The following is a 23,582-nucleotide window of genomic DNA, read 5'->3' as shown; positions in this document are numbered from 1 at the left end:
GGCGCAACAAGGAGAACGGAATGTCGGTGATTGAAACGGTCGAACAGCTGGAGGCCATCTACGGTGCCGTTGGTGATGCCTCGACCGTGAAAGTCGCCGACCACGTTACCCCGCTCTACCGCATCTTCATCGAGAAGGCGCCGTTTGCCGCGCTCGCCACCATCGGACCGGAAGGGATCGACTGCTCGCCGCGTGGCGATCTCCCCGGCTTCGTCCGCATCCATGATCCGAAGACGCTGATGCTGCCGGATCGCCGCGGCAACAACCGGGTCGATTCCTTGCGCAACATCGTGCGCGATCCCAGGGTGTCGCTGATGTTTCTGATCCCCGGTTCCGGCAACGCGGTGCGGGCCAACGGCCGCGCTTGTCTCTCCGTCGATCCCGAGCTGCTCGCCTCGTTCAAGGTCGAGGGCAAGGCGCCGCGCAGCGTCATGGTGATGAATGTGGACGAAATCTATTTCCAGTGCGCCCGCGCCATCGTCCGCTCCGACCTCTGGAATCCCGACAAGCGGATCGATCCGAAGACGCTGCCGACGCCGGGCCAGATCCTGGCCGAGATGAGCGAGAACAAGGTCGGCGGCGCGGAATATGATCGCATCTGGCCGGAGCGCGCTGCGGCGACGATGTGGTAGCGCTCTCTTGCCCTCTCCCCCTGTGGGAGAGGGTGGCTCGCCGCGAGACGGGTGAGGGGTATCTCTCCTCACGAAAAGGAGCCGTAGGGTGGGCAAAGGCGCACTTGCGCCGTGCCCACCACCTATCCAACACCGCGATAGAAATGGTGGGCACGCTCCGCTTTGCCCACCCTACGGCTCACGAAGAGCGGTGCGCGCGGAGAGATACCCCTCATCCGGCGCTTCGCGCCACCTTCTCCCACAAGGGGAGAAGGAAAGGCGGCACCATCTTCGCTCCTAGTTAAACGCCATCCCGCCGCTCAGCGCGATGGTCTGCCCGGTCATGTAGGCATTGTCGACCGGCAGCATCACGGCTTTCGCCACCTCATCGGCCGTGCCGAAGCGGCCGAGCGGGATGCGGCTGACGAACTGGGGCTGGCCGCTCATCATGTCGGTCTCGATCAGCGACGGCGCCACCGCGTTGACGGTGATGCCTTCCTTCACCAGCCGCGCCGCATAACCGCGCGTAAGGCCCTCCATGCCGGCCTTGGATGCATTGTAGTGCGGGCCGATCGAGCCGGCACCGCGCGCCGCGCCCGAGGAGATGTTGACGATGCGGCCCCATTTCCGCGCACGCATCTCCGGCAGCACCGCCTGCGTGCACAGGAAGGCAGATTTCAGGTTGACCATCATGGTGCGGTCGAAATCCTCTTCGGTGAGATCGTCGACGCCGCGCGTGATCGCGATGCCGGCATTATTGACGAGGATATCGATCGGCCCGAGCCCGGCCGTGGCGCGCTCGACCATTGTAGCCACGGCGTCGCGCTGCGAGACGTCGGCGGCAACGACAATCGCGCGACCGCCTTGCTTGCCGATCTCGCCTGCCAACTGCTCGGCCTGCCCGATCTGCTCCCGGCAGTTGATCGCCACCGCCGCGCCTGATGCGGCCAGGGCGCGACAGACGGCTGCGCCAATCCCGCGCGAGCCGCCGGTGACGAGCGCGGTGCGCCACTTCAGATCATTCGCCATGTCCGGATCTCCCAGATTGTCTGTTTTTACGTTGCGCGAGCGTACCACGCCTGCCGCCCGCGCCTGCTGAACTCATCGCGAGATGAATCCGTCTGTCGGTACTTGCGCCGGGAGAAGCGCGCCAGCGCGCCGGTGCCAAATATGGATAGCCATTTCATTGACCGAGCTCACCAATCGCTCGATATTCGGAGCATCGAAACTGCTCCTCGAGCTTGATGCCGCGATATGAGAACCGATCACCAGCGTAATCCCAGCGACATGCACGCGTGCATGACGCGGCGCTGTTTCTCGGCGGCAACCGGCGCCTGTTGTTGTTGCTGATCGCCTCCTAGCAACCTCCCACAGCACAAATCCCACGACAGGAACGCCGACATTCCGGCGAACGAGCAGTCATGTCCCAGACCCAGTCGAACGCCTACATCATTGAAATCCACGACCGCGCCGCCGGCATCATCACAAGAGATGAGCGCGGCTTCCGCTTCTTCTCCTCCGAACGCCTGTTCGACAGCCTCGAAGGCCGCCAGTTCCGTTCGGCGCGCGAGGCCGAACGCGCAGCCCGTGCGGTGTTTTCGGAGCGGAGCCGCCGCGCCAATTCCTCACTCTTCGCTAACTGAACCTGACGCAAAGGACCGCAACATGATTGCACGACGACATATCCTGACCGCAGCGCTTCTCCTTGCAACCGCCCTGGCCGCACCAGCACGCGCCGAGGACAAGCCGGCGGAAATCCGCATCGGCACTCAGAAGGGCGGATTCTTCCCGGCGGTACGCCAGCGTCAAACGCTCGAAAACGCCTTCAGGCCGCTGGGCATCGAGGTCAGATGGATTGACTTCCAGTTCGGTCCGCCGCTGCTGGAGGCCATCAACGTCGGCAGCGTCGATTTCGGCTTCGTCGGCGACACGCCGCCGATCTTCGCGCAAGCCGGCGGCGCAAAAATAAAATATGTCGCGGCCGTGAAGTCCGAGGGCGACAACCAGGCGATCATCGTGCCGAAGGATTCAGCCATCAAGACGCTCGCCGATCTCAAAGGCAAGCGCGTCGCCTTCGGCAAGGGATCGAGCGCGCACAATCTCCTGGTCGCCTCGCTCGAAAAGGCCGGCCTGTCCTGGTCCGACATCACGCCCGCGCCGCTGGCGCCGGCCGATGCGACGGCGGCCTTCGTGAAGGGCTCGGTCGACGCCTGGTCGATCTGGGATCCCTATCTCGCGCTCGCCGAATTGAAGGAGAACGCGCGCGTTCTCGTCTTCGACAAGGACGTGCACAAGCCGAACGCCTACTACATCGCCAACACCGACTTCGTCGAGAAATATCCATCGCTGGTCGCGAAGCTCAACACGACCTTTGCCTCCGAAGGCAAGTGGGCGGAGCAGTATCACGAGGAGGTCGCAAAGGCGCAGGCCGAGGCGACCGGCGTCGACATCGAGGCTGTCAGGCGCTTCGTCAACCGCTCCGTCTACAGCGTGGTGCCGCTCGACGCCGAGGTGATCAGGACGCAGCAGGCCGTGGCCGACCGTTTTGCAAAGCTCGGGCTGATCCCGAAGCCGGTCAATGTCTCCGATATCGTCTGGAAGTGGACGCCGGGGTCGTAAGGCGGGGGCACTGGCAAGATGTCGTCATGCCCGGGCTTGTCCCGCCTGCGCGGCCGAAGCTGCTTCGGCGAGGCGAAGGCCCGGGCATCCACGTACTTCGCGCGCGCGGCCAGGCGTGGATGGCCGGGACTAGCCCGGCCATGCCGCCCGTGGCGGCTATCTGCGTCCAAACTTTCAAGTCGGATGCGGCTCAGCCCCTCAACGCCGCCAGCAATTCATCCGGGCGCTCGGCCATGATCATGTGGCCCGCGCCCGGCACCACGACGGTCTTCGCATGCGGGATCGCCGTGGCGAGCGCCTTGCCCGCCTTCGCCGGCGTCATCATGTCGCGTTCGCCGAGGATGAGGGTAGCAGGCACTTTCACGCTCGCCGCAGCGGTGAGTGCATTCGCGTAATCATTGCAGGCCGACAAATCCCTGAACAGCACGCCGGGCTCGCAAGACTTCAGCACCGCCTGCGCGCCGCCATGCATCCACAGGCCCGGCGCGAGGCTGCCGCCGAGCTCGGCGTTGAAGCCGAGGCCCCAAATCGACACCATGTCGTTGGCGTCCTGCGAGTTGGCTTCGGCCGCTTTCAGGAGATCCGGGCCGACTGTCATGGTCGCGGCGGTGCCGATCAGGCTCAGCGCGGAGACCTTGTCGGGATGACGCGCCGCCGTCTCCAGTGAGATCAGCGATCCCATGGAATGGCCGATCAGGTGCGCCTTCGCCACGCCGGCCGCGGCGAGCAATGCCGCCGTCCAATCCGCCATCTCGGCGATCGTTGACAGCGAAGGTCCGGCCGAGCGGCCGTGGCCGGGCAGATCGGGCGCCAGCACGGAAAATCCGTGATGGGCGAACCAGCGCGTATGCAGTGCCCAGGTCGAGTGATCGAAGCCGGCGCCGTGGATGAAGGCGACCGCGGGCAGGGACTTGTCGAACTCGCGGCCGCCGTTTGCGACAAACACCTCGGCGCCGTTGACAGTGAGCTTCATGGTGTCAGACCTTTTGCGAGATGCGCAGCGCCTGCGCAAGATCGTCGATGATGTCGCTTGCCGTCTCGATGCCGACCGACAGCCGCACCAGCTCCTCGCCGATGCCGGCGGCCTTGAGCTGTTCGGCATCCATCTGCTGATGCGTGGTCGAGGCCGGGTGGATCACCAGCGTCTTGGCATCGCCGACATTGGCGAGATGGCTGATCATGCGCAGCGCTTCGATGAATTTTCGGCCGGCGGGTCGCCCGCCCTTGATGCCGAAGGAGACGATTGAGCCGGCGCCGCGCGGCAGCAGCGTTTTTGCGAGCTGATAGTCGGTGTGGTCCTCCAGCGAGGGATGCAGGACCCAATCGACGGCCTTGTTCGACTTCAGCGCCTCCAGCACCAGATGTGTGTTCTGGATATGCCGGTCCATGCGCACGCCGAGCGTCTCCACGCCCTGCAAGAGCTGGAACGCGTTGGTCGGGGACAGGCAGGCGCCGAAATCGCGCAGGCCTTCGGTGCGCGCGCGCATGATGAAGGCGCTCGTGCCGAACTGTTCGTCGAAGACGATGCCGTGATAACCGCCATAGGGCTCGGTCAGCACGCCGAATTTGCCGGAGCCGCGCCAGTCGAACCGGCCGCCGTCGACGATGGCGCCGCCGATCGCGATGCCGTGGCCGCCGATCCACTTCGTCGCCGAATGCATCACGATGTCGGCGCCAAGCTCGATGGGGCGGCTGAGATAGGGCGTGGCAAACGTATTGTCGATCAGCAGCGGAATCTTTGCCTCATGCGCGATTCCCGCGACCTTCGGGATATCGAGCACTTCGAGCCCGGGATTGCCGATGGTCTCGCCGATCACGAGTTTCGTGTTCGGCTTGATCGCCGCGCGGAACGCGTCGAGGTCGCGCGGCTTGACGAAGGTCGTGGTGATGCCGAAGCGGGGCAGCGTGTGCGCCAGCAAATTGATGGTGCCACCATAGAGCGAGCTCGACGCCACGATATGGTCGCCGGCATTCAAGAGCGTCGCGATGGCCAGATGCAGCGCGGCCATGCCGCTCGCAGTGCAGATCGCGCCGACGCCGCCTTCGAGCGCCGCGAGCCGCTCCTCCAGCACACCGGTGGTCGGATTGGAGATGCGCGTATAGATGTGGCCGGCGCGCTCCAGATTGAACAGCGCGGCGGCGTGGTCGGAATCCTGGAACACGTAGGACGTGGTCTGGTAGATCGGCACCGCGCGGGCGCCGGTCGCGGGATCCGGATGCTGGCCCGCATGCAGGCTCAGGGTCTCGAAGGCAGGCGGTTTCGGCGCGGGCATGCGTGGCCTCGTTGGTCGGTCGGCGGAGGCGGCTCTTGTGCCACAAAATGGTGCGCGAAGTCAGCCCATTGACAGCGCCGCCTAACCCCGGATCGCCTGCTCGATCGTGCGCGCCTCCCGCAGCAGGATCTCCACGACTTCCTGCTCGCGGCGGGGGCCGAGCCTCGTCCGAACGGCGGAGACCGTCATCGCCGCGGCAGGCTGTCCGTCCGGGGTCTTGATCCAGGTGGAGATCGATTTCGTGCCCTGCACGAGGCCGATCTCCCTCATGCCGTACCCCAGCCGTCTCGCGGCGGTGACCTGGCCGAGCACCGACGCGACGTCGGTCCGGTAGGCCTCGAATCGCTTCTCGTTGGCCGCGACGATTTTTCGCGCGTCCTGAGCCGGCATCGCGGCGAGGATGGCGACGCCTGCGCTGCTGACGCCGAGCGGCCGCCGCGCGCCGACCTCGATCGACAGCACCTGGATCGGATAGATTCCGATCCTGCGATCGACGCACAGCGTGTCGTTGCCGGTCCGCACCGTCAGGAACAGCGTGTCGCCGATCTCGGTGGAGGCACGCCGCAGCGACGGATTTGCCGCGACCAGCAGCCGCGACGGCCGCGGGCGCGCAAGTGCGAGCTCCGGCACCTGGTTGCCGATCGCGTAGCGGCCGGTTCGCTCGTAACGTTCGACGATGCCTTCCTCGATCAGCACGTGGACGATGCGATGCACGGTCGGGCGGGTGAGGCCCGTCGCGCGCACGACCTCGGCCAGCGGCACGCCGTCTTCGCGCCCTGCGGCAAGAAACGCAGCACCGCGAGCGCGCGCCGGATGGTCTGCGCGCCCTGTCGCGGCTCTGCCGTTCCGCGGGCGGATCTTGCGGAGTTCGTCTTGTCCATATTATGGACAAGAACGCCACAATTCTCTCGACAGGTAAAGCGCTCATCTGGAGATTGCGCCGCGATCGAGCGCCATGCGCGACGTCACGGCACTCGATATGGAATTGGAAGCGCCGCCGGGAGGTTAACATGAGATTAATCTGGATTGCCATAGCTGCCGCAGCCGCGATGCTGGCGGGACCCGCATCGGGCCAGCAATGGCCGGCGCGCAGCGTCAAGCTGATCGTGCCCTATCCGGCCGGCGGCAATGTCGACAGCGCCGCGCGCATCGTCGCCGACAAGCTCCAGGAAAAGCTCGGCCAGCCCTTCATCATCGAGAACAAGGCCGGCGCCGGCGGCATGATCGCGGGCGAAGCCTTCGCGAAATCCGCGCCCGACGGCTACACGCTGTTCGTCGGCGCCAACGGCCCGGTACTGTTCGCGACCGAGATCAACAAGCGCGAGGCCTATAACTGGAAGAAGGATTTTCTTCCGATCTCGACGATCTCGATGACGCCGCTGGTGCTCGAAGTGCACCCGTCCGTGCAGGCCACGACGTTCAAGGAATTCATCGAACTCGCCAAGCGCGAGCCCGGCAAGCTGACGATGGCCTCGCCCGGCCCCGGCACCACCAACCATCTGCTCAGCGAGCTGATGCAGTCGAGCCTCGACCTGCAATGGGTCACCGCGCATTACCGCGGCAACGCGCCGGCGATCAACGATCTCCTGGGCGGCCAGGTGCAGTTCGCATTCGACCAGCTCACGGTCAGCCTCCAGCACATCAAGGCCGGCCTGTTCCGCGCGCTCGCCGTCACCAGCCCGCACCGCCTGAAGTCGTTGCCTGATGTCCCGACCTTCACCGAGCTCGGCTACAAGGATTTCGACGGCCAGACTTTTACGGGCCTGTTCGCGCCTGCCGGCACGCCGGCGCCGGTCGTCGACAAACTTCACGAGACGCTGGTTGCGATCCTGAAAGATCCCGGTGTGATCGACAAGTTCGAAAAGCTTGGCGGAGAATCCACCCCGATGACGTCGGACGAGTTCAAGGCCTATCTCGCGCGCGAGGACGCCAAGTGGATTCCGGTCGTGCGCAAGGCCAACATCAAGGCTGACTGAGCGATGCGGATCGACCCCACCGAGCTCGGCGCGGAGCGCATCTACCGGCTGATGACCGGCATCGTGGTGCCGCGCCCGATCGCGTGGGTCACGAGCCTGTCGCGCTCGGGCGTGCTCAACCTCGCCCCCTTCAGCGCCTTCACCTTCGTCTCGCAGAAGCCGCCGATGCTCGCCATCAGCGTCGGCCGCAAAGGTGCCGACTACAAGGACACCGCGCACAACATCCTCGACACCGAGGAATATGTGATCCACATCGCCGATACCCCGCTGATGTCCGCGGTGCACGACAGCTCGGTCGAGCATCCGCCTGAAATCAGCGAGGTCGAGCATCTCGGGCTGGAGACGATCGCGAGCGAGTGTATCAAGGTGCCGCGGCTTGCCGCAGCACCCGTCGCGATGGAGTGCCGTTTCCGGCAGTGCCTCGAATTCGGCGAGGCTCGCAGCCGGCTCATCGTCGGCGAGGTCGTGATGTTCCACATCCGCGACGGCCTCGTGAACGACGGCAAGGTCGAGACCGCGGCGCTCGACCCGATCGCGCGCATCGGCGGGCCCCGCTACGCGCGCCTCGGTGAGATCGTGACGCTGAACACCGTCTTCCAGACGCCCAAATCCAAAGACTGAGCGCGCAGCCCATCGCGCCGGCCTATGTGCCTGAAGACCATCGGAGAACACGACAATGCGACTCGTAAGCTATCTCTTGGACGGAGAGCTGCGCTATGGCGCGGCGGTGGATGGCGGTGTCGTCGATCTGACCAGGCGGATCGGCCGCGACTTCTCCGACGTGAAAGCGTTGATTGCAGCCAACGCGCTGGCCGATGCGCAGGAAGCGGTGGCCGGACAAAAACCCGACTACGCGCTGGAAAGCCTCGTCCTGCTTCCGCCGGTGCTGGCGCCGGAAAAGCTCTGGTGCATCGGCGTCAACTACGCCGAACGCAATGCCGAGTATAAAGACAGCTCGGACCTGCCCAAATATCCCAGCCTGTTCGTGCGCAGCATCTCGTCGATGACCGGCGCCGGCCAGCCGCTCGAGAAGCCTCATGTATCTGAGCAGCTCGACTACGAGGGCGAGCTCGTCATCGTGATCGGCCAGGGCGGCCGCCACATTCCGCGCGACAAAGCCTGGTCGCACATCTTCGGCATGACCCTGTGCAATGAGGGCACGATCCGCGACTGGCTGCGCCACGGCAAGTTCAACGTCACCCAGGGCAAGAATTTCGATCGCTCCGGCAGCATCGGGCCGTGGATCGTCACGTCTGACGAGCTCGATCCGCGCGGGCCTCATGACATCATCACGCGCGTCAACGGCGAGGTGCGGCAGCAGGACACGACCGAGCGGCTGATGTTCCCGTTCGATTTCCTGATCTCCTATCTCTCCACTTTCGCCACCCTGAAGCCCGGCGACATGATTGTAACAGGCACGCCGACGGGCGCGGGCGCGCGTTTCGATCCGCCGCGCTGGCTTAGGGTGGGCGACGTCGTCGAGGTCGAGTCGAGTCGTATCGGCGTTCTGCGCAACACCGTCGCCGCGGAGCAGTAAGCCATGCTCGATACCGCCACGATCGAACGCCTCGCCGCGCGCCTGGACGAAACTGCAGCTCGGCCGCGGCCGTGTTATCAAGGGACACAAGATCGGCCTGACCTCGAAGGCGATGCAGAACGCGGTCGGCATCTCCGAGCCCGATTACGGCGTGCTGTTCGCCGACATGTTCTATGCCGACGCCACGCCCATTCCGTTTGACCGCTTTCACGCGCCGCGCATCGAGGTCGAGCTCGCCTTCGTGCTGAAGGCGCCGCTGCGCGGACCTGACTGCACCATCTTCGACGTGCTCAACGCCACCGACTACGTCACGCCTGCGCTCGAAATCCTGGAGACGCGCATGCATCGCATCGATCCCGAGACCGGCAAAACGCGGAAGGTGATGGACACGATCTCGGACAACGCGGCCAACGCCGCGCTGGTGCTCGGCGGCCGGCCGTTCCGCCCGATGGATGCGGATTTGCGCTGGATCGGCGCGCTGCTGTTCCGCAACGGCGAGGTCGAGGAGACTGGGCTTGCGGCCGGCGTGCTCAATCATCCCGCCAACGGCATCGCCTGGCTCGCCAACCGTCTTGCGCCGCATGACGAACATCTCGCGGCCGGCGAGGTGGTGCTGGCGGGATCGTTCACCCGTCCCGTCGACATCCGGCGCGGCGACACGTTCCATGCCGACTATGGCGCGTTCGGCTCGGTGTCGTGCCAGTTCGTCTGAATCAACACATAAGAGGGAGCGCATCATGACGGGTCAAACGCGGCGCAAGAGCATCCACATCGGCGGCTTCAAGCACGCCAACCCGATTCCCAACGCCTGCCGCATCGGCAATCTCGTGATGTCCGGTGTCATCCTCGGCCGTGATGCGGCCGGCGTGATGCCTGCGAGCCTGGACGCGCAATGCGCCAACATGTTCGCGCATATGAAGGCGACGGTGGAAGCCGCCGGCGGCACCACGGACGACATCATCAAGATGACGGTGTGGCTGAAGGACCGTACACACCGCGGCCCGGTCAATGTCGAGTGGCTAAAAATGTTTCCGGACGAGCATTCGCGCCCGGCGCGTCACGCGCTGCCGATGGACAATATGGACGGCGGCGCGCTGGTGCAGTGCGACTTCACCGCCGTGATCGACTGAGGGAGCTTTGCGCATGCCGACTTATCTGCCGTTCGACCCGAACCCCCGTCGCCCGGTCAGGGCGCCGCCGCCGAAGACTGTCGACAGCCAGTTTCACGTGCTGGGGCCCATCGACAAATATCCGGAACGCCCCGGCGCTGCCTATCGGATGCCGAGCGCGACCTGGGAAGCAGCGCTGCGCGTGCACAAGACGCTCGGCATCGAGCGCGGCATCATCGTGCAGACCACGACCTATGGTGCGGATCATTCCGTCGTACTCGACGGTCTTGCGGCGATGGGCCCGAACTATCGCGGCTGCGCCAACGCACTGGTGTTCGCGGAAGCGAGCGACTCGTATCTTTCCAAGCTGCATGACGCGGGTGTGCGCGGCGCGCGCTTCAGTTTCCGCCAGGAGCTCGGCGCCGTGCTGTCGGACGCCGATTTCGCCCGCGCCATCGCGCGCATCCGCGAGCTCGGCTGGTACGTGAAGATCCAGCCCGAGAAGGACGGCATCGTCTCCAGCGTCGCCAAGTACGAGAATCTCGACGTCCCCGTGCTGATCGACCACATGGCGCGGCCCGTGCCCTCGAATGGCCGGGATGATCCGAACCTGCGCAAGATGCTGGAGCTGCTCGAGAAGGGCAATTTCTGGGTCATGCTGTCGCTCGGCGAGAAGACCTCGCAGGCCGGCCCGCCCTATGACGACGTGATCCCGATCGCGCGCGCCTATATCGAGGCCGCAATCGACCGCTGCGTCTGGGCCAGCGACTGGCCGCATCCCGTCTCCGTCAAGCAGCCGCCCAACGACGCCGACCTGCTAGAGCTGATGTACCGCTACGCGCCCGACCAGGCCGAGCTGGAGAAGATCCTCGTGCACAATCCGGCAAAGCTGTTCGGCTTTCCGGACTAGCAAGACCCTCATGGTGAGGAGCGCGGTACGCGCGTCTCGAACCATGCAGGCCCGGCTGTCGCCCGAGGCCATCCTTCGAGACGCCCGCCTTTGGCGGGCTCCTCAGGATGAGGTCTCGTATCGTGGCAAAGTCTTAGACCCTCATGCTGAGGAGCCGCTAGCGGCAGACGTCTCGCCCCATGAAGGCCGGGCGCTTTCACAGCCTCCAATTCTGGCGCTCACACCGCCGGCCGTGCCGCCAGCCGGTCGCGCACCTCGGCTGCGATTTCGAACGAGCGCAGCCGCGCGGCGTGGTCGTAGATCTGGCCCGTCGTCATCAGCTCGTCCGCGCCGGTCTCGGCGATCAGCGCCTTCAGCTTCTCCTCGACAGTTTCGGGCGAGCCGACGGCGGAGCAGGACAGCGACTGGCCAACCATGGCCTTCTCGGCCGGTGACCACAGCGCGTCCATGTCGTCGACCGGCGGCGGCAGCGGGCCGGGCGTGCCGCGGCGCAGATTGATGAACTGCTGTTGGAGGGAGGAGAACATCCTCTGCGCCTCCGCGTCGCTCTCGGCGGCGAACACGTTGACGCCGACCATCGCATAGGGCTTGTCGAGCTGCGCCGACGGCTCGAAGCGCGCCCGATATTCGCGCAGCGCCGGCATCATCATTTGAGGCGCGAAGTGCGAGGCGAACGCGAATGGCAGCCCGAGCATCGCGGCAAGCTGCGCGCCAAAGGTGCTCGATCCCAGGATCCAGAGCGGCACTTTCGTCCCAAAGCCGGGCACGGCGCGGATCGACTGGTTCGGCTGGACATCACCGAGCAGCGCCTGCAACTCCAGCACGTCGTGCGGAAAGTTTTCGGAGCTCGTGGCGAGGTCGCGCCGCAATGCCCGCGCGGTGAACTGATCGGTGCCCGGCGCGCGGCCGAGCCCGAGATCGATCCGCCCGGGATAGAGCGACTCCAGCGTGCCGAACTGCTCGGCGATGACCAGCGGCGAATGGTTCGGCAGCATGATCCCGCCGGACCCGACCCGGATCGTCCTAGTCCCGCCCGCGACATGCCCGATCACCACCGACGTCGCCGCGCTCGCGATGCCCGTCATGTTGTGATGCTCGGCGAGCCAGAACCGCTTGTAGCCCCAGGTCTCGGCATGCTGGGCGAGGTCGAGCGAGTTGCGGAACGCCTGCGCCGCATCGCCACCTCTTCGGATGGGAGCGAGGTCGAGCACGGAGAAGGGGATCATGTTTGGCGTACCGGGTGGGAGTGCGATGTGCGCTGCGGCCTCACATGTAGTGGCTTATTATGGAAATGTTAGCGCGGCCGTAGCGCGCAAATGCAATCCAAATCTGCTGTGCTAACGTCAGAGACGATGTAGCGGGCCAGGATTCACCTTTTGCTTCTCAAGAGCGAAATCGTCCTCCGTTTACTAGTTTTGGCTCCATCTCGTGAATTGTTCTGCCGTTCCTATTCCACGTCTCTGGCGTCGAGGGACGAACCTCCATGATTGTCGGTTCGGTCGAGATGTGGCCGGCACTTTTCCCGTTGGCGGCAGCTACAGCAAGCCGCGCTTGTGCTGGATGATGATGATAACGCAATGATGCAGTCCGATACTGACTCGCCGGGCCGCCGTGCCTTGTGCAGCATTTGCCACGTCACCTCATCGATCTGTATCTGCCATTTGCCGCTTGCCAGGCGTTGTCCGGTATCGTCGGACGGGAACTCGGCCGCAATCAGAGCGCGGCACTCGTCGGTGATTTCAATTTCCGGCATTGTTGGTCGTTCTCGCGGACGGTGTGCTCGCGTGCAGCCCTCGCCCGATCCGGAGAGATCAGCCAGTTAAATCGCGGTAACTACCGATCCAGCCGAAGCCGATGCCGATCGTCCTGACCATGGACGAGGAGCGCGACATCTGGACGCAGTCGCGGTAGGGCGCTGCGGCGCCACCAGTGGATGCCTGCTGAATATTGAGGGATGCGGCGCTGACAAGAAGGATCATTCAATGGCTTGGGTCTCGTTCGCGCAGCCGTGACGCTTGAGTCGTCGGGCTCCCGTCGTCGCCGGACATTGCCGATCCTTCACAACCTTAATGCGATTTAACGAGGTTTCCGTAAGCGGTGTGGGTAAACCGCGAGTCGCGGGGGCGTCCTCCAGACACGAGATGACGCCGTGAAGTTTGACGAACAGGAACGCACCGCGCTGACGGACGCTGGGTTTTCCGTCGCCGACAACAGCAAAGCTGCCTACGTCGAAGCCGTCGTGGTGATCGCCGCATACGACGCCGAAACCTATTGGCTGACGTTCGCCCTGCCGAATGATGCCCAGATCGTGTGCGTTGTGCCACGCGACCAGATTGCCGACGCGATCGCAACTCGTAACTACGCAGCTCGGCGGAACCCACTTCAGTGAAGCTGACCTTCCCTCATGCAAGGCTGAAGGCGCTCTGGAACGAGGCCGTCCGGCAATGGCCGGTTTCGGTGCGAGCCATGAACGGTCGAGATTCCCCCGGTTTCTGGCTTGTCGGTGGCCAAGGCATCTATCTCGTGCATAACGGCGCCAGGCCTCGGGGCAGCGTGACTCTGGCCTACGCAAACGAATGCGACCCGCTCAGGGTGCCGGTCCAAAGTTGGTTGGGTATCAAGCGCGCCATCTTCGGCGATAACGATGGGAGGGAATTCATCGATCTGGTGATGATCGGCACTGCCGTCGATGCCGGCGCCGACCTCGAGGTGACCTTCGAGCCCGACGCGATGACGGTGGCTGTCGTCGAAAAAGGGACGGCGAGCATACGACTGCAATCGCTGCGCATCCGGGACAAAAATGACACCACGTCAGGACGCAGTTGTCGGGTTTGAGTCTGAATCTCGGCTAAGGACCAGACGCGGTATCTTGGCCCGCTACTCTCTCCAAGCCCTGCACATCGTCGTCCTCCCAGTCCTCCCGGTCCTCCCATTCCACGTTGTTGGTTTCGAGATAGCGGGCGACGGCTACGCCGATTGTCGGGAAGAAGTAATTCTCTCCAAGCTGCGCGAAGAGGCCAAATCTTTTCAGCTTGTCCTTCACGGGATCTTTGAGTTCGGCAAAACAAAACTCTATGCCTTGCGCGTGCAACGATCGGTCCAGTTCGGCAACCACGTCGCAGGCGGTGACGTCTACGCTCGTGACCGGCTCCGCGGCAACAACTAGCCAACGCACGGGTGTTGGCGATGTCGCTACGGCATCCAGGACGCGTTCCCTGAAGAATTCGGCGTTGGCAAAAAACAGAGGTGCATCCCAGCGAAACAGGACCAGCCCGGGGACCCGGCGCGCATCCGGATATCGTGTGATGTCGTGATAGCCTTTGACGCCGTAGGCGCGCCCCAATACGGCGGAGTGTGGGCGCCAACCGTCCCACAGGAACTCGATGATAGCGATTGCGATCGCAAGACCAATTCCTGGAATGACTCCGAGCACTGCTACACCGACAAAGCAGACGATGGCCAGCCAGAATTCCCACCGTTGAATGCGATAGATTCGTTTGAGGTCGGCAACTTCAATCAAGCCAATCGCCGATGCGATAACGACGGCGGCTAATGCGGCGGTGGGTAAATGTTGGAGCAGGCTCGGCGCGACCAGGAGGAGCAACGCGATGGCAAGCGCGCCTACGACGCTGGTGAGTTGAGTGCGGGCACCGGCGGCTTCCGCAACGGGTGTCCGTGAACTACTGCTGCTGATCGGGAAGCCCTGGAAAAATCCCGTCGCCAGATTGGCGGCACCGAGCCCGACCATCTCTTGGTTGGGATCGACCCGAGACCCCAATCGCGCAGCATAGGCACGTGAAAGTACGCTCGTATCGGCAAACGAAACCATCGCTACTGCACAACCGCCGATCAGCACCGGCACGAGGTCGCTGGAGGTGATCCATGGGACAACGAAACCCGGCAGGCCCTGGGGAAGGGGGCCCAGCACCTTGACGCCGTATTGCGTCCCGAGATCAAGCACCCCGACGACGAGCGTAGCCCCAACGACCGCAATCAGAAGGCCCGGTACCCGCTTGTTGTTCCTGAGAAGCAGGATCACGATCAACGTGGCGAGGCCAATCGCGAACGCGACCCAGTTTATCTGCCCCCCAAGGATCGCGCTGACAATCGCCCACAGGCTTCGCAGTGGCCCCTCGCTCTCGATGGAAAAGCCGAAGAGCTTGGGCAGCTGGCTGATCAATACGGTCAGGGCAATTCCGTTCATATACCCGTAGCGTATCGGCTTCGAGAGAAGCTCGGTGATAAAGCCAAGGCGCGCGACGCCTGCCAGGATACAGACCGTCCCTGAGACAATCGCCATCATGCCCGCGAGTGTCACGGCCCGCAGGGGATCGCCCTGAGCCAAGGGAGCGATGACTCCAAGGAGTATTGCCGCCAGCGCCGAGTCCGGGCCAAGGACGAGAATGCGGCTTGGGCCGAACAGCGCGTAGGCCAGCAGCGGCACGATCGTTGCGTACAAACCGTAGATGCCCGGCAGGCCCGATGCAGCTGCATAGGCAATGCCGACCGGGACCAGCATTGTCGCCAGGACGATGCCGGCGAAGATATCGTGCGGAAGCCATGCTGCTTCATATTGACGGAGAGTGTCGAGTCCGGGCAACCAGCGCTTCATTGATGGTTTCTCCCAGCCCGCATTGAGCAAGTTTGCCCCGCATGATGTGTTGGACCGATCAGGCTATTACGCCCGCAGCAGGCTGAACAGTGGCCCGGCGCTATGGCCGAAGCAGCACAGCGGGCCATGGGTGCCAGCCGGCACCAAGTCTTCCCTGCGCCCTCTTCACGGACGAGGGGGAAGGACCAAAACCGAACTCGGGCGTTCCATGCCGCGAGAATGGCGTTCGTTCGCGGCTGTTTGAGTGGCCTGTGCCTCCGTTCACAACCCTGTTATTGCGACCTGGTGCGCCCGTTGTCTCAACTGGGCGTTTTGCGCCTGTTGTTGTACCCTTGGTGAAACTGCTGCTGGGGTCGCGAGGAGGAACTGACATGACCATGGTCGTACTCAACCGACGCTATCTCCTCGCCGCCGGCGGCTCGGTCCTGGCGGCCGGGGTGTCCGGGCTCCTGTTGCCGGCCCGTGCCGAAGGCCTCGCACCGACCGAGTCGATGTCGGGTGGCGCGAACAACTACCGCAAGGGCGCGGCGATCGTGGACCGGATCGGCAAGGGCGGCTTCTGGATGAGCGGCACCGTTCGCCGCGCAGGCGACGGGGCTCCACTTGCCGGGCAGCGCATCCAGATCTGGGCGCACACGACCGAAGGGCAGGAGCACGAACCGCAAAGTCATGGCGCCACGCTCACCGACAAGGACGGCAAGTTCCGGCTCGAGATGCCGCAGATCATTCCGATCTTCGGCCAGCCGCATGGTCACCTCGCCTATGACAGCGGTGAGTTCAAGACCGTCTTTCTGCGGCCGGTGATGCGGAGCGCGAAGGAGACGAGCCTGGAAGCGCACTTCGTCCTGCAGACGGCCTGACCGGGTTGCGAATGAAGGGGTGGAGACTGGCCCGGGTGATCCTGATCTGGGTTGCCCTTGCTTCGGCCATTGGCGTGCCGATCGTCGCGGCAGCGGGAAGCGAGCAGCTCGCATGGCGCGGTCCGCTCTACGTCGTGGCCGGGTTTGCGGGAATTGTTGCCCTCGGCCTCGTGCTCGTTCAGCCCCTGCTGATCGGCGGATATCTGCCGGGATTCCCGGCTTATCGCGGACGGCGTGCGCATCACTGGATCGGCGGTACGCTGGTCGCAGCGATCGTGATCCATGTCGTTGGCCTCTGGATCACCAGTCCGCCCGACATGATCGACGCGCTGACCTTCTCATCGCCGACGCCGTTCTCTCCCTTTGGCGTGACCGCGATGTGGGCCATCTTCGCGGTCGCGCTCTTGGCCGCCCTGCGTCGGCGATTGGGACTGCGACCACGAACCTGGCGCTTCATTCACATGCCGCTGGCGATCGTCATCGTCGCAGGCAGCGTGGTCCATTGCCTGCTGATCGAGGGGACGATGGAGACGATCTCTAAGGCGGCACTCTGCGCGCTCGTCCTCGCGGCAACCGTAAAAGTCATGATCGACCTGCAGGTGTGGCGAAAGCGAAGGACCTTGCGCGGCGAGAGCACTGCGCCGCAGTGACATGGCCGCGCGTAGCGCATAGTAGAGCGAAGCGAAACCCATCGCACTTTGTCTGCGCGGAAGCATGATGGGTTTCGCAAGCGCTCTACCATCCTACGAAACTTTTGCTGACCGCCTTGTTCAAACACGTTCGGCGTCGTCAGCGCCGATCTCCGCTCCGCTTGCCGCAGATTGCGACGGGGCGTATCCTAGCGTGATGGTTGTCAGTGCCCCCGAGCTGAAAACGTTCCTGCTCGCGACGCCGTTCTTCGGCGGTCTTCCGGACCCGAGCCTCGACCTGCTGATTTCGATGCTGGTCGAGTGCCGCTTTGATGCCGGCGCGACCGTCGTGGCGGAAGGCGAGCCGGGACGCTCGCTGTTCATCGTCAAATCCGGCCGGCTGGCGGTGAGCAAGCAGGCGAACTCGGGGAGCGTCATCCCGATTTCCGTTCTGGAGGCTGGCGATTTCTTCGGTGAAATGACGCTGATTGAAATGCAGAATCGCTCCGCCACGGTGGTCGCGGAGAGTCCGACGGTGCTGTACGAGCTGACGGCGCAAAAGCTCTACGCTTGCTACAAGGCCGATATCCACGCCTATGTGATCGTCCTGCAGAACGTCAATCGAGAGCTATGCCGGCGGCTGCGCCGTGCCGACGATCGCCTCACCGGACACCAGGCGGACGAAGACGAAACCCCCGCGAGATGACTGTGCTTCTCTGCGCCGCCGCAAGTTCGCTCCGCGGCTGACGGTCCCGGATTACGCTCGCGCTCCATCCGGGCCACGCCACTTCGCGTGGGACGTTCAGCCCACCGGTCCCGGGATCCAATCGTCCCCTGAAAGTGGGATCACTCTTACGCCAACAATGACTCCGAGTTCCAGGCTTGGATCGAAATGGCGCATCGTCCGCTCGTTGAGGTCGATGATGCGGCCAGGCCTCAATGGCCCCACGTCATTTATCTTGACGATGACCTTCTTGCCGACGGCCTCGACGAGGGCATATTTCGGCCTCGCGCCAAATTGGACCCCACCAAATTTCCCGCGCAAATTCGTCTTGATGGCAGCCGCCCAGACAGAGGGATCATAGCGCTCGCCGGAGGCTGTGTTCGGACCGCCCTCTTCCTTGCCGGGCTTGAACGGATTGTACATGGATGCGGCGCCAACGATCGCCTCCCCGGAGGCGGCATCGACGACGGCGCTTGAGTGAACTTCACACGCTTCACTTCGATCAACGGGAACAGAAACGGCAAGCGCAACCAGGGCGCCGCAAATTGCGGCGCTCGAGCGGAACAGCATTATAACTCCTGTGATTTTTTCGATCGTCCGGTTCCGACACCGCAAGCATGGTCAAGCGAACGCGGAAGCGTTCACGAACTTGCACCAGTGCTTTGCGGATTCGAGCCAACCCCTGGCTACGGAACCGATGTGCGAACCAGAGCGGTCCGCACGCAGTGTTTTAGGTTGTCCCCGACTAAGACAGAGAATGCGTCAGCAGCATGACCTGATGGAACCTGCGGTGAGTGACACATGCGATGTCGCCACAAGCCGACACGCTCGCGCTAATTGATACGTCGGGCAAAACACCCGCCGCTCGCACAAACCCGTCAATCCTCTTCAGTAAAAATATTCCACTTTACCGAAATTCGGAATTACGGCATTCTCTCCGTCATCCCGCCCCGAGAAGAGGGGCGATCGTACGTCGTCACGAACGTGGGCCGGGGTGCGGTGGACGCGGCAGTGCCGGGCACGCGAATGCGGGACCAGGGCGAGATGAACCTCGTGAGGGCCTTGACTGCGTGCGGGACGGACGGCGCCTGTGTCCGGCGAAGCCCTTGGGCGGAGCTGGATCGCTGCGTACGGCGAAAACGCGTGGTCCTGACCGTCGTTGCTACGGTCAAGCCTTGCGGAGATGGATCGGGGCTCTACCGGGTTTCGAGGCATCGCCAATTCGCGAGGTGACGGAGGCCAGAAGGAACTCGGCTCCGGGGAGAGCGCGCATAAACCGTCAGACCATCGCGCAGGGAAGGCCGGGTGTTTTTCCGGCCCACCTGTTTCCCGCCTGCGCATTTGCGTGTGCAAATTCCTGGCGCAGCGGATCATGGGTGCCAGCCGGCACCCGGCCTTCCCTGCGCCCTCTTCACGGAAGAGGGCGAAAGAGGAGAGCAAAACTCGGGCGTTTCATGCCGCGAGAATGCCGCTTCATGCGTGAATTGAGAATCGTGTTGCCCGATGGGATTGATCGAGACGCGGGGTGCGTGTCGCTCAAAATCCACATGGGTTCGGAATCGCCAGCTTGGGTGCCTCAAACGGTCGCATCCGCGGACGCGATATCTTTGCGATGGCCTGACCAGATTCCATAGTGTCAGCGATGATTTGCAACCGAGGGGCGGGGTATCAAATGACAGCGCGTAAATGTTTCATCGTGGCCGCGGGATTGATGATGGCGAGCGCCGCCCATGCCGAGGACGTTCCCTCCAACGCCGAACTGTTTCGCATGCTGAAGGCGCAGCAGCAGACCATCTCCGAGCTGCGCGCCGAATTGAAGCAGGCCAAACAGGAGCGGCGCACGGTCACTCCGCGAGAGGCGACTGCATCGGCAGCCAAGCCAGCCGGACGCGACGCCGCGAGGGAGACGGTTGCGGTAGCACCGCCCGCGCAGGCTTATGCGATGTACAACAAGGGACCCGCAGTCGCGCCGGCGCGCACCGGCGGTGCCTATGTCGGTGTGTTCGGTGGCGGCGGCAGTCGCGGCGGCACTGACGTCAGCCAGCTCGGCACCGTCTTTTTCGTTGAGGCCGTCGGGGGCCCCTTGGCTGTCGACGCCACAGGGCGGACCAGCAGCGGCGGCGTCGGGTTCGGTGGCGCGCATCTCGGCTATGAATGGTCGTATGGTACGTATCTGCGGCCCGCTTTGGAGATCGAAGGTTTCTATCTGGCAGGTAACCAGCCGCGTGCGACGTTGGTGACCCCCACAGACCGATTTGCAGAGCACTCCTTCGACACGACTTTCCCGACGCGCACCACGGTGCTGCTGGCGAACATGGTTGTCGGCTTCAACACGCCCTATCAAGGCATCACGCCCTATATCGGTGGCGGGATCGGGGCCGCGAACGTCTCCATCAACGGCGCCACGTCCACACAGACCGACCCGGCCGAGCCTGGCATCAACCACGTCAACGCGCGTCCGGACTCCTCAGCCTGGACCTTTGCGGCACAGGCCAAGGCCGGTGCGCGCTTCGCCCTCGGCAACAGCGGCGCTTACCTGTTCGGCGAGTACCGCTATCTGTACGTCGGCGATGTGAATCAGGTTTTCGGCTCCACCGTGAATCCCGCTCATGCTGCGACCAGCCCGTGGACGGCCAGCTTCGGCGGCACATCGCACCATCTCGCAGCCGGCGGCATCGGCTTCGGCTTCTAGCTGAGCTCGATCACTGCGAGAATCGGAGGGGGCGGACGACACGTCCGGCCCCTCCCAGGAGGCAACCGGGCAACGGAAGAAGGCGATTTTCTGAGGAAACTGGTGCTGCCAGACAGGATTGAACTGTCGACCTCTCCATTACCAATGGAGTGCTCTACCACTGAGCTACGGCAGCATGTGCTGGGATAAGAATCGGCCGCCAAGGGGGCCTACCAAGCGGGCCGATATCTGCCACAAGCCCCCCTCCTGTGCAAGCTTGCTAGCTCCGCCAAAACGAGAAAATCGGGTCGATATCGGGGCCAAAATGCCCGTTTTCAGGTGAAAGTACCGACTTTCCGCCGATTTCGGTTCCGATATCCCCGGCCAACTGGCCAGTTGGCCGCGGCATGGCATTCGGCCCATTTTGGATTTCGCACGAACAGTTCGTGAGGGGCCTCTTGAGCTGCCGCATTCTCCGGGCATGTTATCGCGGATCGCTGGTATGGACCGCTGATGGCTGACGAGAACGACAAGAGCACGAGACAGGCGAGGGGGGCGCGGGACGACCGGCTGAAATCGGCGCTGCGCGAAAACCTGAAGCGACGGAAGATGCAGGCGCGCGAACGCGCCGCAATCACCGACCCCTCGCAGAATGACGATGCTTCCCTAGATGAGGGGACCGCCGGCAAGACTGGCGATTGAAGTCTGGCGATTAGAATTTTTGGAGTGCATGGACGTGGCAATGGGGCAGGACGAGCAGCAACGAGACGATGGTGACGCGCAGATGTCGCGGTTCACGCGCCCTGAGCAGACCTTTCCGGCGCTGACATCGGCCGAGATCGAGCGCATGCGGAATTTCGGCGAGGTCCGCACCTACGCTAACGGCGAATTCCTGTTCGAGACCGGCAAGCCCGGGCCGGGCATGTTCGTCGTGCTGAAGGGCCACGTCGCCATCACCCAGCGCGACGGGCTCGGCAATGTCACGCCGCTGATCGACCAGGGGCCGGGGCAATTTCTGGCCGAGCTCAGCCAGCTCTCGGGCCGGCCGGCGCTGGTCGACGGCCGCGCCGAAGGCGAGGTCGAGACGCTGCTGCTGCCGCCGCCCCGCCTGCGCGCGCTGCTGGTCGCCGAGGCCGAGCTCGGCGAGCGCATCATGCGCGCGCTGATCCTGCGCCGGGTCAATCTGCTTCAGGCCGGCGTCGGCGGTGTGGTGCTGATCGGTCCCTCGTATTCGGCCGGCGTGGTGCGCTTGCAGGGCTTCCTCACCCGCAACGGCCAGCCGCATCATCTGCTCGATCCCGAGCGTGACCGCGACGCCGCCGAGGTGATCGCGCGCTATTCGCCGAAGCCGGAAGACTGGCCGCTGGTCGTCGCGGCGAGCGGCGAGGTGCTGCGCAACCCCAGCGAAACCGAGGTTGCGCGCGCGATCGGCATGATCGGCGGCCCCCGCAACGACCGTATCTACGATGTCGCGATCGTCGGCTGCGGACCCGCCGGGCTGGCAACCGCGGTGTATGCCGCCTCCGAAGGGCTCTCGGTTGCCGTGCTCGACACCCGCGCCTTCGGCGGCCAGGCCGGTGCCAGCGCGCGCATCGAAAACTATCTCGGCTTTCCGACCGGCATTTCCGGCCAGGCCCTGACCGCGCGCGCGTTCAACCAGGCGCAGAAGTTCGGCGCCGACATCATGATCCCCGTCACGGTGAAGTCGCTCGACTGCACGCGCCGGGACGGCGCCTTTGCGGTGACGCTCGACGGCAGCGATCCCTTGCGTTCGCGCGCGGTCGTGGTTGCGAGCGGCGCGCGTTATCGCCGCCCCGAGATCGAGAACCTCGACAAGTTCGAGGGCCGCGGCGTCTGGTATTGGGCCTCTCCGGTCGAGGCGCGGCTCTGCGCCGGCGAGGAGGTGGCCCTGGTCGGTGCCGGCAATTCGGCGGGGCAGGCGGCCGTGTTCCTGTCGGGACACGCCAAGAAGGTGCTGATGATCATCCGCGGCGGTGGCCTGGGCGCCAGCATGTCGCGCTATCTCATCGAGCGCATCGAAGCGACACCCAACATCGAATTGATGTTCAACACCGAGATCACCGCGCTCGAGGGCGACGAGGCTTCGCTGCTGCGGCGCATCCGCTGGAAGAGCCGGCTGTCGAGCGATGAAGACTCCGCCGACATCAAGAATCTCTTTTTGTTCGTCGGTGCCGATCCCGCCACCAGCTGGCTCGACGGCTGCGGCGTCACGCTCGATCGCGGCGGCTTCGTCGTGACGGGCGCGCAGTCCGAGCTGAACCAGGGCAAGCTGGTGGCCCCACTGGAGACCTCGGTGCCCGGCGTCTACGCGGTCGGCGACGTCCGCTCCGGCTCGGTCAAGCGCGTCGGCGGCGCCATTGGCGAAGGCGCGCAGGTCGTGGCCTCCCTGCACGGCTATCTCGGCGACGCCGCAAAACCGGCGCTTTAGTCAAGGACAAGACAAGCAGACGGCAAGCGGAATCTCACTTGCCATCTTGCCGTGTCCCACAGACTATCGCCCCGTCGCGAGGCCAATCGCGCGTGGAAGAACAAAAGATTCACAAGGGAGGACTAAATGGCCGAACTCGTCGTGCTCTACAAGACGCCCAAAGACGCCGCCGCCTTCGACAAGCATTATGCCGAGACCCACATTCCGCTCGCGAAGAAACTTCCCGGCCTGAAGAAATACGCCGTCAGCACGGGCGCAGTCGGCTCGCCCGCCGGACCATCGGGCGTCCACCTCGTCGCCATTCTCAGCTTCGACAGCGTGGGCGACATCCAGAAGGCCTTCGGCAGCGAAGCTGGCAAGGCGGCCGCGGGCGACGTGCCGAAATTCGCCAGCGGCGGCGCCGATCTGCTGATCTTCGACACCAAGGAAGTCTGAGCGCGCGCGAAGCGTCTCGCCAAATTCGATTCAACTTTCGTCGAAGACCTGCAAGCTCGTAGCCCGGATTTAGCTTCGCCCCATCCGGGCTACAAACTGCTCTCGTTTGTGACAGCACTGCAAAAAATTCGGTCGTGCGTTTGTCGATTCGCACGACGGCGCATGGC

At 64.0% G+C, this 23,582-nt stretch carries 24 protein-coding genes, 1 tRNA gene and 2 pseudogenes; 18 read left to right on the top strand and 9 right to left on the bottom strand.

Annotation, left to right across the window (positions count from 1 at the left end):
• Positions 1-20 precede the first annotated feature (20 nt).
• Positions 21-632, top strand: coding sequence for a pyridoxamine 5'-phosphate oxidase family protein (locus AB7Z56_RS40325; protein ID WP_071909237.1), 612 nt, complete (start codon positions 21-23; stop codon positions 630-632).
• Between the two features lie 276 nt (positions 633-908).
• Here the strand turns inward: AB7Z56_RS40325 and AB7Z56_RS40320 are convergent, their stop codons facing one another.
• Positions 909-1,640: an SDR family NAD(P)-dependent oxidoreductase gene (locus AB7Z56_RS40320; protein WP_063985899.1), complete on the bottom strand. Its 732-nt coding sequence runs from the start codon at positions 1,638-1,640 to the stop codon at positions 909-911.
• Between the two features lie 392 nt (positions 1,641-2,032).
• Here AB7Z56_RS40320 and AB7Z56_RS40315 point away from each other — a divergent pair, with 392 nt between their 5' ends.
• A complete protein-coding gene (locus AB7Z56_RS40315) occupies positions 2,033-2,254 on the top strand; it encodes a hypothetical protein (RefSeq protein WP_063985898.1) in 222 nt (73 codons plus the stop codon).
• A gap of 22 nt (positions 2,255-2,276) precedes the next feature.
• Entirely contained in the window at positions 2,277-3,230 is a 954-nt protein-coding gene (locus AB7Z56_RS40310; protein WP_084795315.1) for an aliphatic sulfonate ABC transporter substrate-binding protein, read from the top strand.
• A gap of 190 nt (positions 3,231-3,420) precedes the next feature.
• Here the strand turns inward: AB7Z56_RS40310 and AB7Z56_RS40305 are convergent, their stop codons facing one another.
• The 3 genes and pseudogenes from AB7Z56_RS40305 to AB7Z56_RS40295 all read right to left on the bottom strand — a co-directional run bounded on the left by AB7Z56_RS40305 (position 3,421) and on the right by AB7Z56_RS40295 (position 6,384).
• On the bottom strand, positions 3,421-4,203 hold the full coding sequence (locus AB7Z56_RS40305) for an alpha/beta fold hydrolase (RefSeq protein ID WP_063985897.1): 783 nt from the start codon (positions 4,201-4,203) through the stop codon (positions 3,421-3,423).
• Positions 4,204-4,207: 4 nt separating this feature from the next.
• Positions 4,208-5,503, bottom strand: a complete 1,296-nt coding sequence (locus tag AB7Z56_RS40300; RefSeq protein WP_063985896.1) for an O-acetylhomoserine aminocarboxypropyltransferase — start codon at positions 5,501-5,503, stop codon at positions 4,208-4,210.
• Positions 5,504-5,584: 81 nt separating this feature from the next.
• Positions 5,585-6,384 (bottom strand): annotated as a pseudogene (locus tag AB7Z56_RS40295) (IclR family transcriptional regulator).
• 129 nt (positions 6,385-6,513) lie between these two features.
• Between AB7Z56_RS40295 and AB7Z56_RS40290 the strand changes: the two are divergent.
• The 6 genes and pseudogenes from AB7Z56_RS40290 to AB7Z56_RS40265 all read left to right on the top strand — a co-directional run bounded on the left by AB7Z56_RS40290 (position 6,514) and on the right by AB7Z56_RS40265 (position 11,035).
• Positions 6,514-7,479: a Bug family tripartite tricarboxylate transporter substrate binding protein gene (locus AB7Z56_RS40290; protein ID WP_063985894.1), complete on the top strand. Its 966-nt coding sequence runs from the start codon at positions 6,514-6,516 to the stop codon at positions 7,477-7,479.
• 3 nt (positions 7,480-7,482) lie between these two features.
• The gene (locus AB7Z56_RS40285; RefSeq protein ID WP_283017788.1) at positions 7,483-8,100 is read left to right on the top strand and encodes a flavin reductase family protein; all 618 of its coding nucleotides are present in this window, start codon (positions 7,483-7,485) and stop codon (positions 8,098-8,100) included.
• A 55-nt stretch (positions 8,101-8,155) separates the two neighbouring features.
• The gene (locus AB7Z56_RS40280; RefSeq protein ID WP_063985892.1) at positions 8,156-9,016 is read left to right on the top strand and encodes a fumarylacetoacetate hydrolase family protein; all 861 of its coding nucleotides are present in this window, start codon (positions 8,156-8,158) and stop codon (positions 9,014-9,016) included.
• A gap of 28 nt (positions 9,017-9,044) precedes the next feature.
• Positions 9,045-9,728, top strand: a pseudogene (gene hpaH, locus AB7Z56_RS40275) (2-oxo-hept-4-ene-1,7-dioate hydratase); the annotation flags it as partial.
• A gap of 25 nt (positions 9,729-9,753) precedes the next feature.
• Positions 9,754-10,146 (top strand): RidA family protein, encoded by a 393-nt coding sequence (locus AB7Z56_RS40270; RefSeq protein ID WP_063985890.1) that lies wholly within the window; start codon positions 9,754-9,756, stop codon positions 10,144-10,146.
• A 13-nt stretch (positions 10,147-10,159) separates the two neighbouring features.
• Complete coding sequence (locus AB7Z56_RS40265) at positions 10,160-11,035, top strand: amidohydrolase family protein (protein WP_063985889.1); 876 nt, start codon at positions 10,160-10,162, stop codon at positions 11,033-11,035.
• 218 nt (positions 11,036-11,253) lie between these two features.
• Here AB7Z56_RS40265 and AB7Z56_RS40260 read toward each other — a convergent pair whose 3' ends face one another.
• A complete protein-coding gene (locus tag AB7Z56_RS40260; RefSeq protein ID WP_231143680.1) occupies positions 11,254-12,261 on the bottom strand; it encodes an LLM class flavin-dependent oxidoreductase in 1,008 nt (335 codons plus the stop codon).
• A 585-nt stretch (positions 12,262-12,846) separates the two neighbouring features.
• Positions 12,847-13,014, bottom strand: coding sequence for a hypothetical protein (locus AB7Z56_RS40255; RefSeq protein WP_231143679.1), 168 nt, complete (start codon positions 13,012-13,014; stop codon positions 12,847-12,849).
• Positions 13,015-13,184: 170 nt separating this feature from the next.
• Here AB7Z56_RS40255 and AB7Z56_RS40250 point away from each other — a divergent pair, with 170 nt between their 5' ends.
• Both AB7Z56_RS40250 and AB7Z56_RS40245 read left to right on the top strand, forming a co-directional pair.
• Positions 13,185-13,424: a hypothetical protein gene (locus tag AB7Z56_RS40250; protein WP_063985887.1), complete on the top strand. Its 240-nt coding sequence runs from the start codon at positions 13,185-13,187 to the stop codon at positions 13,422-13,424.
• Positions 13,421-13,870: a DUF3085 domain-containing protein gene (locus AB7Z56_RS40245; protein WP_063985886.1), complete on the top strand. Its 450-nt coding sequence runs from the start codon at positions 13,421-13,423 to the stop codon at positions 13,868-13,870. The genes AB7Z56_RS40250 and AB7Z56_RS40245 overlap by 4 nt, the downstream gene beginning before the upstream one ends.
• A 13-nt stretch (positions 13,871-13,883) precedes the next feature.
• Here AB7Z56_RS40245 and AB7Z56_RS40240 read toward each other — a convergent pair whose 3' ends face one another.
• On the bottom strand, positions 13,884-15,647 hold the full coding sequence (locus tag AB7Z56_RS40240; protein WP_231143678.1) for a SulP family inorganic anion transporter: 1,764 nt from the start codon (positions 15,645-15,647) through the stop codon (positions 13,884-13,886).
• A gap of 371 nt (positions 15,648-16,018) precedes the next feature.
• Between AB7Z56_RS40240 and AB7Z56_RS40235 the strand changes: the two genes are divergently transcribed.
• From AB7Z56_RS40235 to AB7Z56_RS40225, 3 genes are all read left to right on the top strand, one after another.
• A complete protein-coding gene (locus tag AB7Z56_RS40235; RefSeq protein WP_063985884.1) occupies positions 16,019-16,507 on the top strand; it encodes a hypothetical protein in 489 nt (162 codons plus the stop codon).
• An 11-nt stretch (positions 16,508-16,518) separates the two neighbouring features.
• Positions 16,519-17,157, top strand: coding sequence for a ferric reductase-like transmembrane domain-containing protein (locus tag AB7Z56_RS40230; RefSeq protein ID WP_063985883.1), 639 nt, complete (start codon positions 16,519-16,521; stop codon positions 17,155-17,157).
• 196 nt (positions 17,158-17,353) lie between these two features.
• Positions 17,354-17,842, top strand: coding sequence for a cyclic nucleotide-binding domain-containing protein (locus AB7Z56_RS40225; RefSeq protein WP_063985882.1), 489 nt, complete (start codon positions 17,354-17,356; stop codon positions 17,840-17,842).
• Positions 17,843-17,938: 96 nt separating this feature from the next.
• On the opposite strand, the gene AB7Z56_RS40220 is transcribed toward AB7Z56_RS40225, so the two are convergent.
• Complete coding sequence (locus AB7Z56_RS40220) at positions 17,939-18,430, bottom strand: septal ring lytic transglycosylase RlpA family protein (RefSeq protein WP_094184040.1); 492 nt, start codon at positions 18,428-18,430, stop codon at positions 17,939-17,941.
• A gap of 1,102 nt (positions 18,431-19,532) precedes the next feature.
• On the opposite strand from AB7Z56_RS40220, the gene AB7Z56_RS40215 reads away from it, so the two are divergent.
• Entirely contained in the window at positions 19,533-20,552 is a 1,020-nt protein-coding gene (locus AB7Z56_RS40215; RefSeq protein ID WP_245328497.1) for an outer membrane protein, read from the top strand.
• A 100-nt stretch (positions 20,553-20,652) separates the two neighbouring features.
• On the opposite strand, the gene AB7Z56_RS40210 is transcribed toward AB7Z56_RS40215, so the two are convergent.
• Positions 20,653-20,727, bottom strand: a tRNA-Thr gene (locus AB7Z56_RS40210).
• Between the two features lie 317 nt (positions 20,728-21,044).
• Between AB7Z56_RS40210 and AB7Z56_RS40205 the strand changes: the two genes are divergently transcribed.
• The 3 genes from AB7Z56_RS40205 to AB7Z56_RS40195 all read left to right on the top strand — a co-directional run bounded on the left by AB7Z56_RS40205 (position 21,045) and on the right by AB7Z56_RS40195 (position 23,415).
• Positions 21,045-21,233 (top strand): hypothetical protein, encoded by a 189-nt coding sequence (locus tag AB7Z56_RS40205; protein ID WP_063985880.1) that lies wholly within the window; start codon positions 21,045-21,047, stop codon positions 21,231-21,233.
• Positions 21,234-21,273: 40 nt separating this feature from the next.
• Complete coding sequence (locus tag AB7Z56_RS40200; protein ID WP_063985879.1) at positions 21,274-22,980, top strand: FAD-dependent oxidoreductase; 1,707 nt, start codon at positions 21,274-21,276, stop codon at positions 22,978-22,980.
• A 126-nt stretch (positions 22,981-23,106) separates the two neighbouring features.
• The gene (locus AB7Z56_RS40195; protein ID WP_063985878.1) at positions 23,107-23,415 is read left to right on the top strand and encodes an EthD family reductase; all 309 of its coding nucleotides are present in this window, start codon (positions 23,107-23,109) and stop codon (positions 23,413-23,415) included.
• Positions 23,416-23,582: the final 167 nt, after the last annotated feature.

It is taken from the genome of Bradyrhizobium sp. 482_C4_N1_8, assembly GCF_052075965.1.
Classification (GTDB): Bacteria; Pseudomonadota; Alphaproteobacteria; order Rhizobiales; family Xanthobacteraceae; genus Bradyrhizobium; species Bradyrhizobium barranii.
The sequence above is the reverse complement of the archived record's forward strand: the minus strand, read 5'-3'. Positions and strand labels throughout refer to the sequence as shown.

What these genes read in the sequence shown, in the direction of transcription:
- AB7Z56_RS40265 (WP_063985889.1), top strand. Translation starts at nt 10,160, where the DNA reads ATGCCGACTTATCTGCCGTTCGACCCGAACCCCCGTCGCCCGGTCAGG.
- AB7Z56_RS40320 (WP_063985899.1), bottom strand. Translation starts at nt 1,640, where the DNA reads ATGGCGAATGATCTGAAGTGGCGCACCGCGCTCGTCACCGGCGGCTCG.
- AB7Z56_RS40300 (WP_063985896.1), bottom strand. Translation starts at nt 5,503, where the DNA reads ATGCCCGCGCCGAAACCGCCTGCCTTCGAGACCCTGAGCCTGCATGCG.
- AB7Z56_RS40225 (WP_063985882.1), top strand. Translation starts at nt 17,354, where the DNA reads ATGGTTGTCAGTGCCCCCGAGCTGAAAACGTTCCTGCTCGCGACGCCG.
- AB7Z56_RS40280 (WP_063985892.1), top strand. Translation starts at nt 8,156, where the DNA reads ATGCGACTCGTAAGCTATCTCTTGGACGGAGAGCTGCGCTATGGCGCG.
- AB7Z56_RS40220 (WP_094184040.1), bottom strand. Translation starts at nt 18,430, where the DNA reads ATGCTGTTCCGCTCGAGCGCCGCAATTTGCGGCGCCCTGGTTGCGCTT.
- AB7Z56_RS40200 (WP_063985879.1), top strand. Translation starts at nt 21,274, where the DNA reads ATGGGGCAGGACGAGCAGCAACGAGACGATGGTGACGCGCAGATGTCG.
- AB7Z56_RS40235 (WP_063985884.1), top strand. Translation starts at nt 16,019, where the DNA reads ATGACCATGGTCGTACTCAACCGACGCTATCTCCTCGCCGCCGGCGGC.
- AB7Z56_RS40215 (WP_245328497.1), top strand. Translation starts at nt 19,533, where the DNA reads ATGACAGCGCGTAAATGTTTCATCGTGGCCGCGGGATTGATGATGGCG.
- AB7Z56_RS40260 (WP_231143680.1), bottom strand. Translation starts at nt 12,261, where the DNA reads ATGATCCCCTTCTCCGTGCTCGACCTCGCTCCCATCCGAAGAGGTGGC.
- AB7Z56_RS40195 (WP_063985878.1), top strand. Translation starts at nt 23,107, where the DNA reads ATGGCCGAACTCGTCGTGCTCTACAAGACGCCCAAAGACGCCGCCGCC.
- AB7Z56_RS40230 (WP_063985883.1), top strand. Translation starts at nt 16,519, where the DNA reads ATGAAGGGGTGGAGACTGGCCCGGGTGATCCTGATCTGGGTTGCCCTT.
- AB7Z56_RS40285 (WP_283017788.1), top strand. Translation starts at nt 7,483, where the DNA reads ATGCGGATCGACCCCACCGAGCTCGGCGCGGAGCGCATCTACCGGCTG.
- AB7Z56_RS40315 (WP_063985898.1), top strand. Translation starts at nt 2,033, where the DNA reads ATGTCCCAGACCCAGTCGAACGCCTACATCATTGAAATCCACGACCGC.
- AB7Z56_RS40255 (WP_231143679.1), bottom strand. Translation starts at nt 13,014, where the DNA reads ATGATCCTTCTTGTCAGCGCCGCATCCCTCAATATTCAGCAGGCATCC.
- AB7Z56_RS40290 (WP_063985894.1), top strand. Translation starts at nt 6,514, where the DNA reads ATGAGATTAATCTGGATTGCCATAGCTGCCGCAGCCGCGATGCTGGCG.
- AB7Z56_RS40325 (WP_071909237.1), top strand. Translation starts at nt 21, where the DNA reads ATGTCGGTGATTGAAACGGTCGAACAGCTGGAGGCCATCTACGGTGCC.
- AB7Z56_RS40310 (WP_084795315.1), top strand. Translation starts at nt 2,277, where the DNA reads ATGATTGCACGACGACATATCCTGACCGCAGCGCTTCTCCTTGCAACC.
- AB7Z56_RS40305 (WP_063985897.1), bottom strand. Translation starts at nt 4,203, where the DNA reads ATGAAGCTCACTGTCAACGGCGCCGAGGTGTTTGTCGCAAACGGCGGC.
- AB7Z56_RS40270 (WP_063985890.1), top strand. Translation starts at nt 9,754, where the DNA reads ATGACGGGTCAAACGCGGCGCAAGAGCATCCACATCGGCGGCTTCAAG.
- AB7Z56_RS40240 (WP_231143678.1), bottom strand. Translation starts at nt 15,647, where the DNA reads ATGAAGCGCTGGTTGCCCGGACTCGACACTCTCCGTCAATATGAAGCA.
- AB7Z56_RS40205 (WP_063985880.1), top strand. Translation starts at nt 21,045, where the DNA reads ATGGCTGACGAGAACGACAAGAGCACGAGACAGGCGAGGGGGGCGCGG.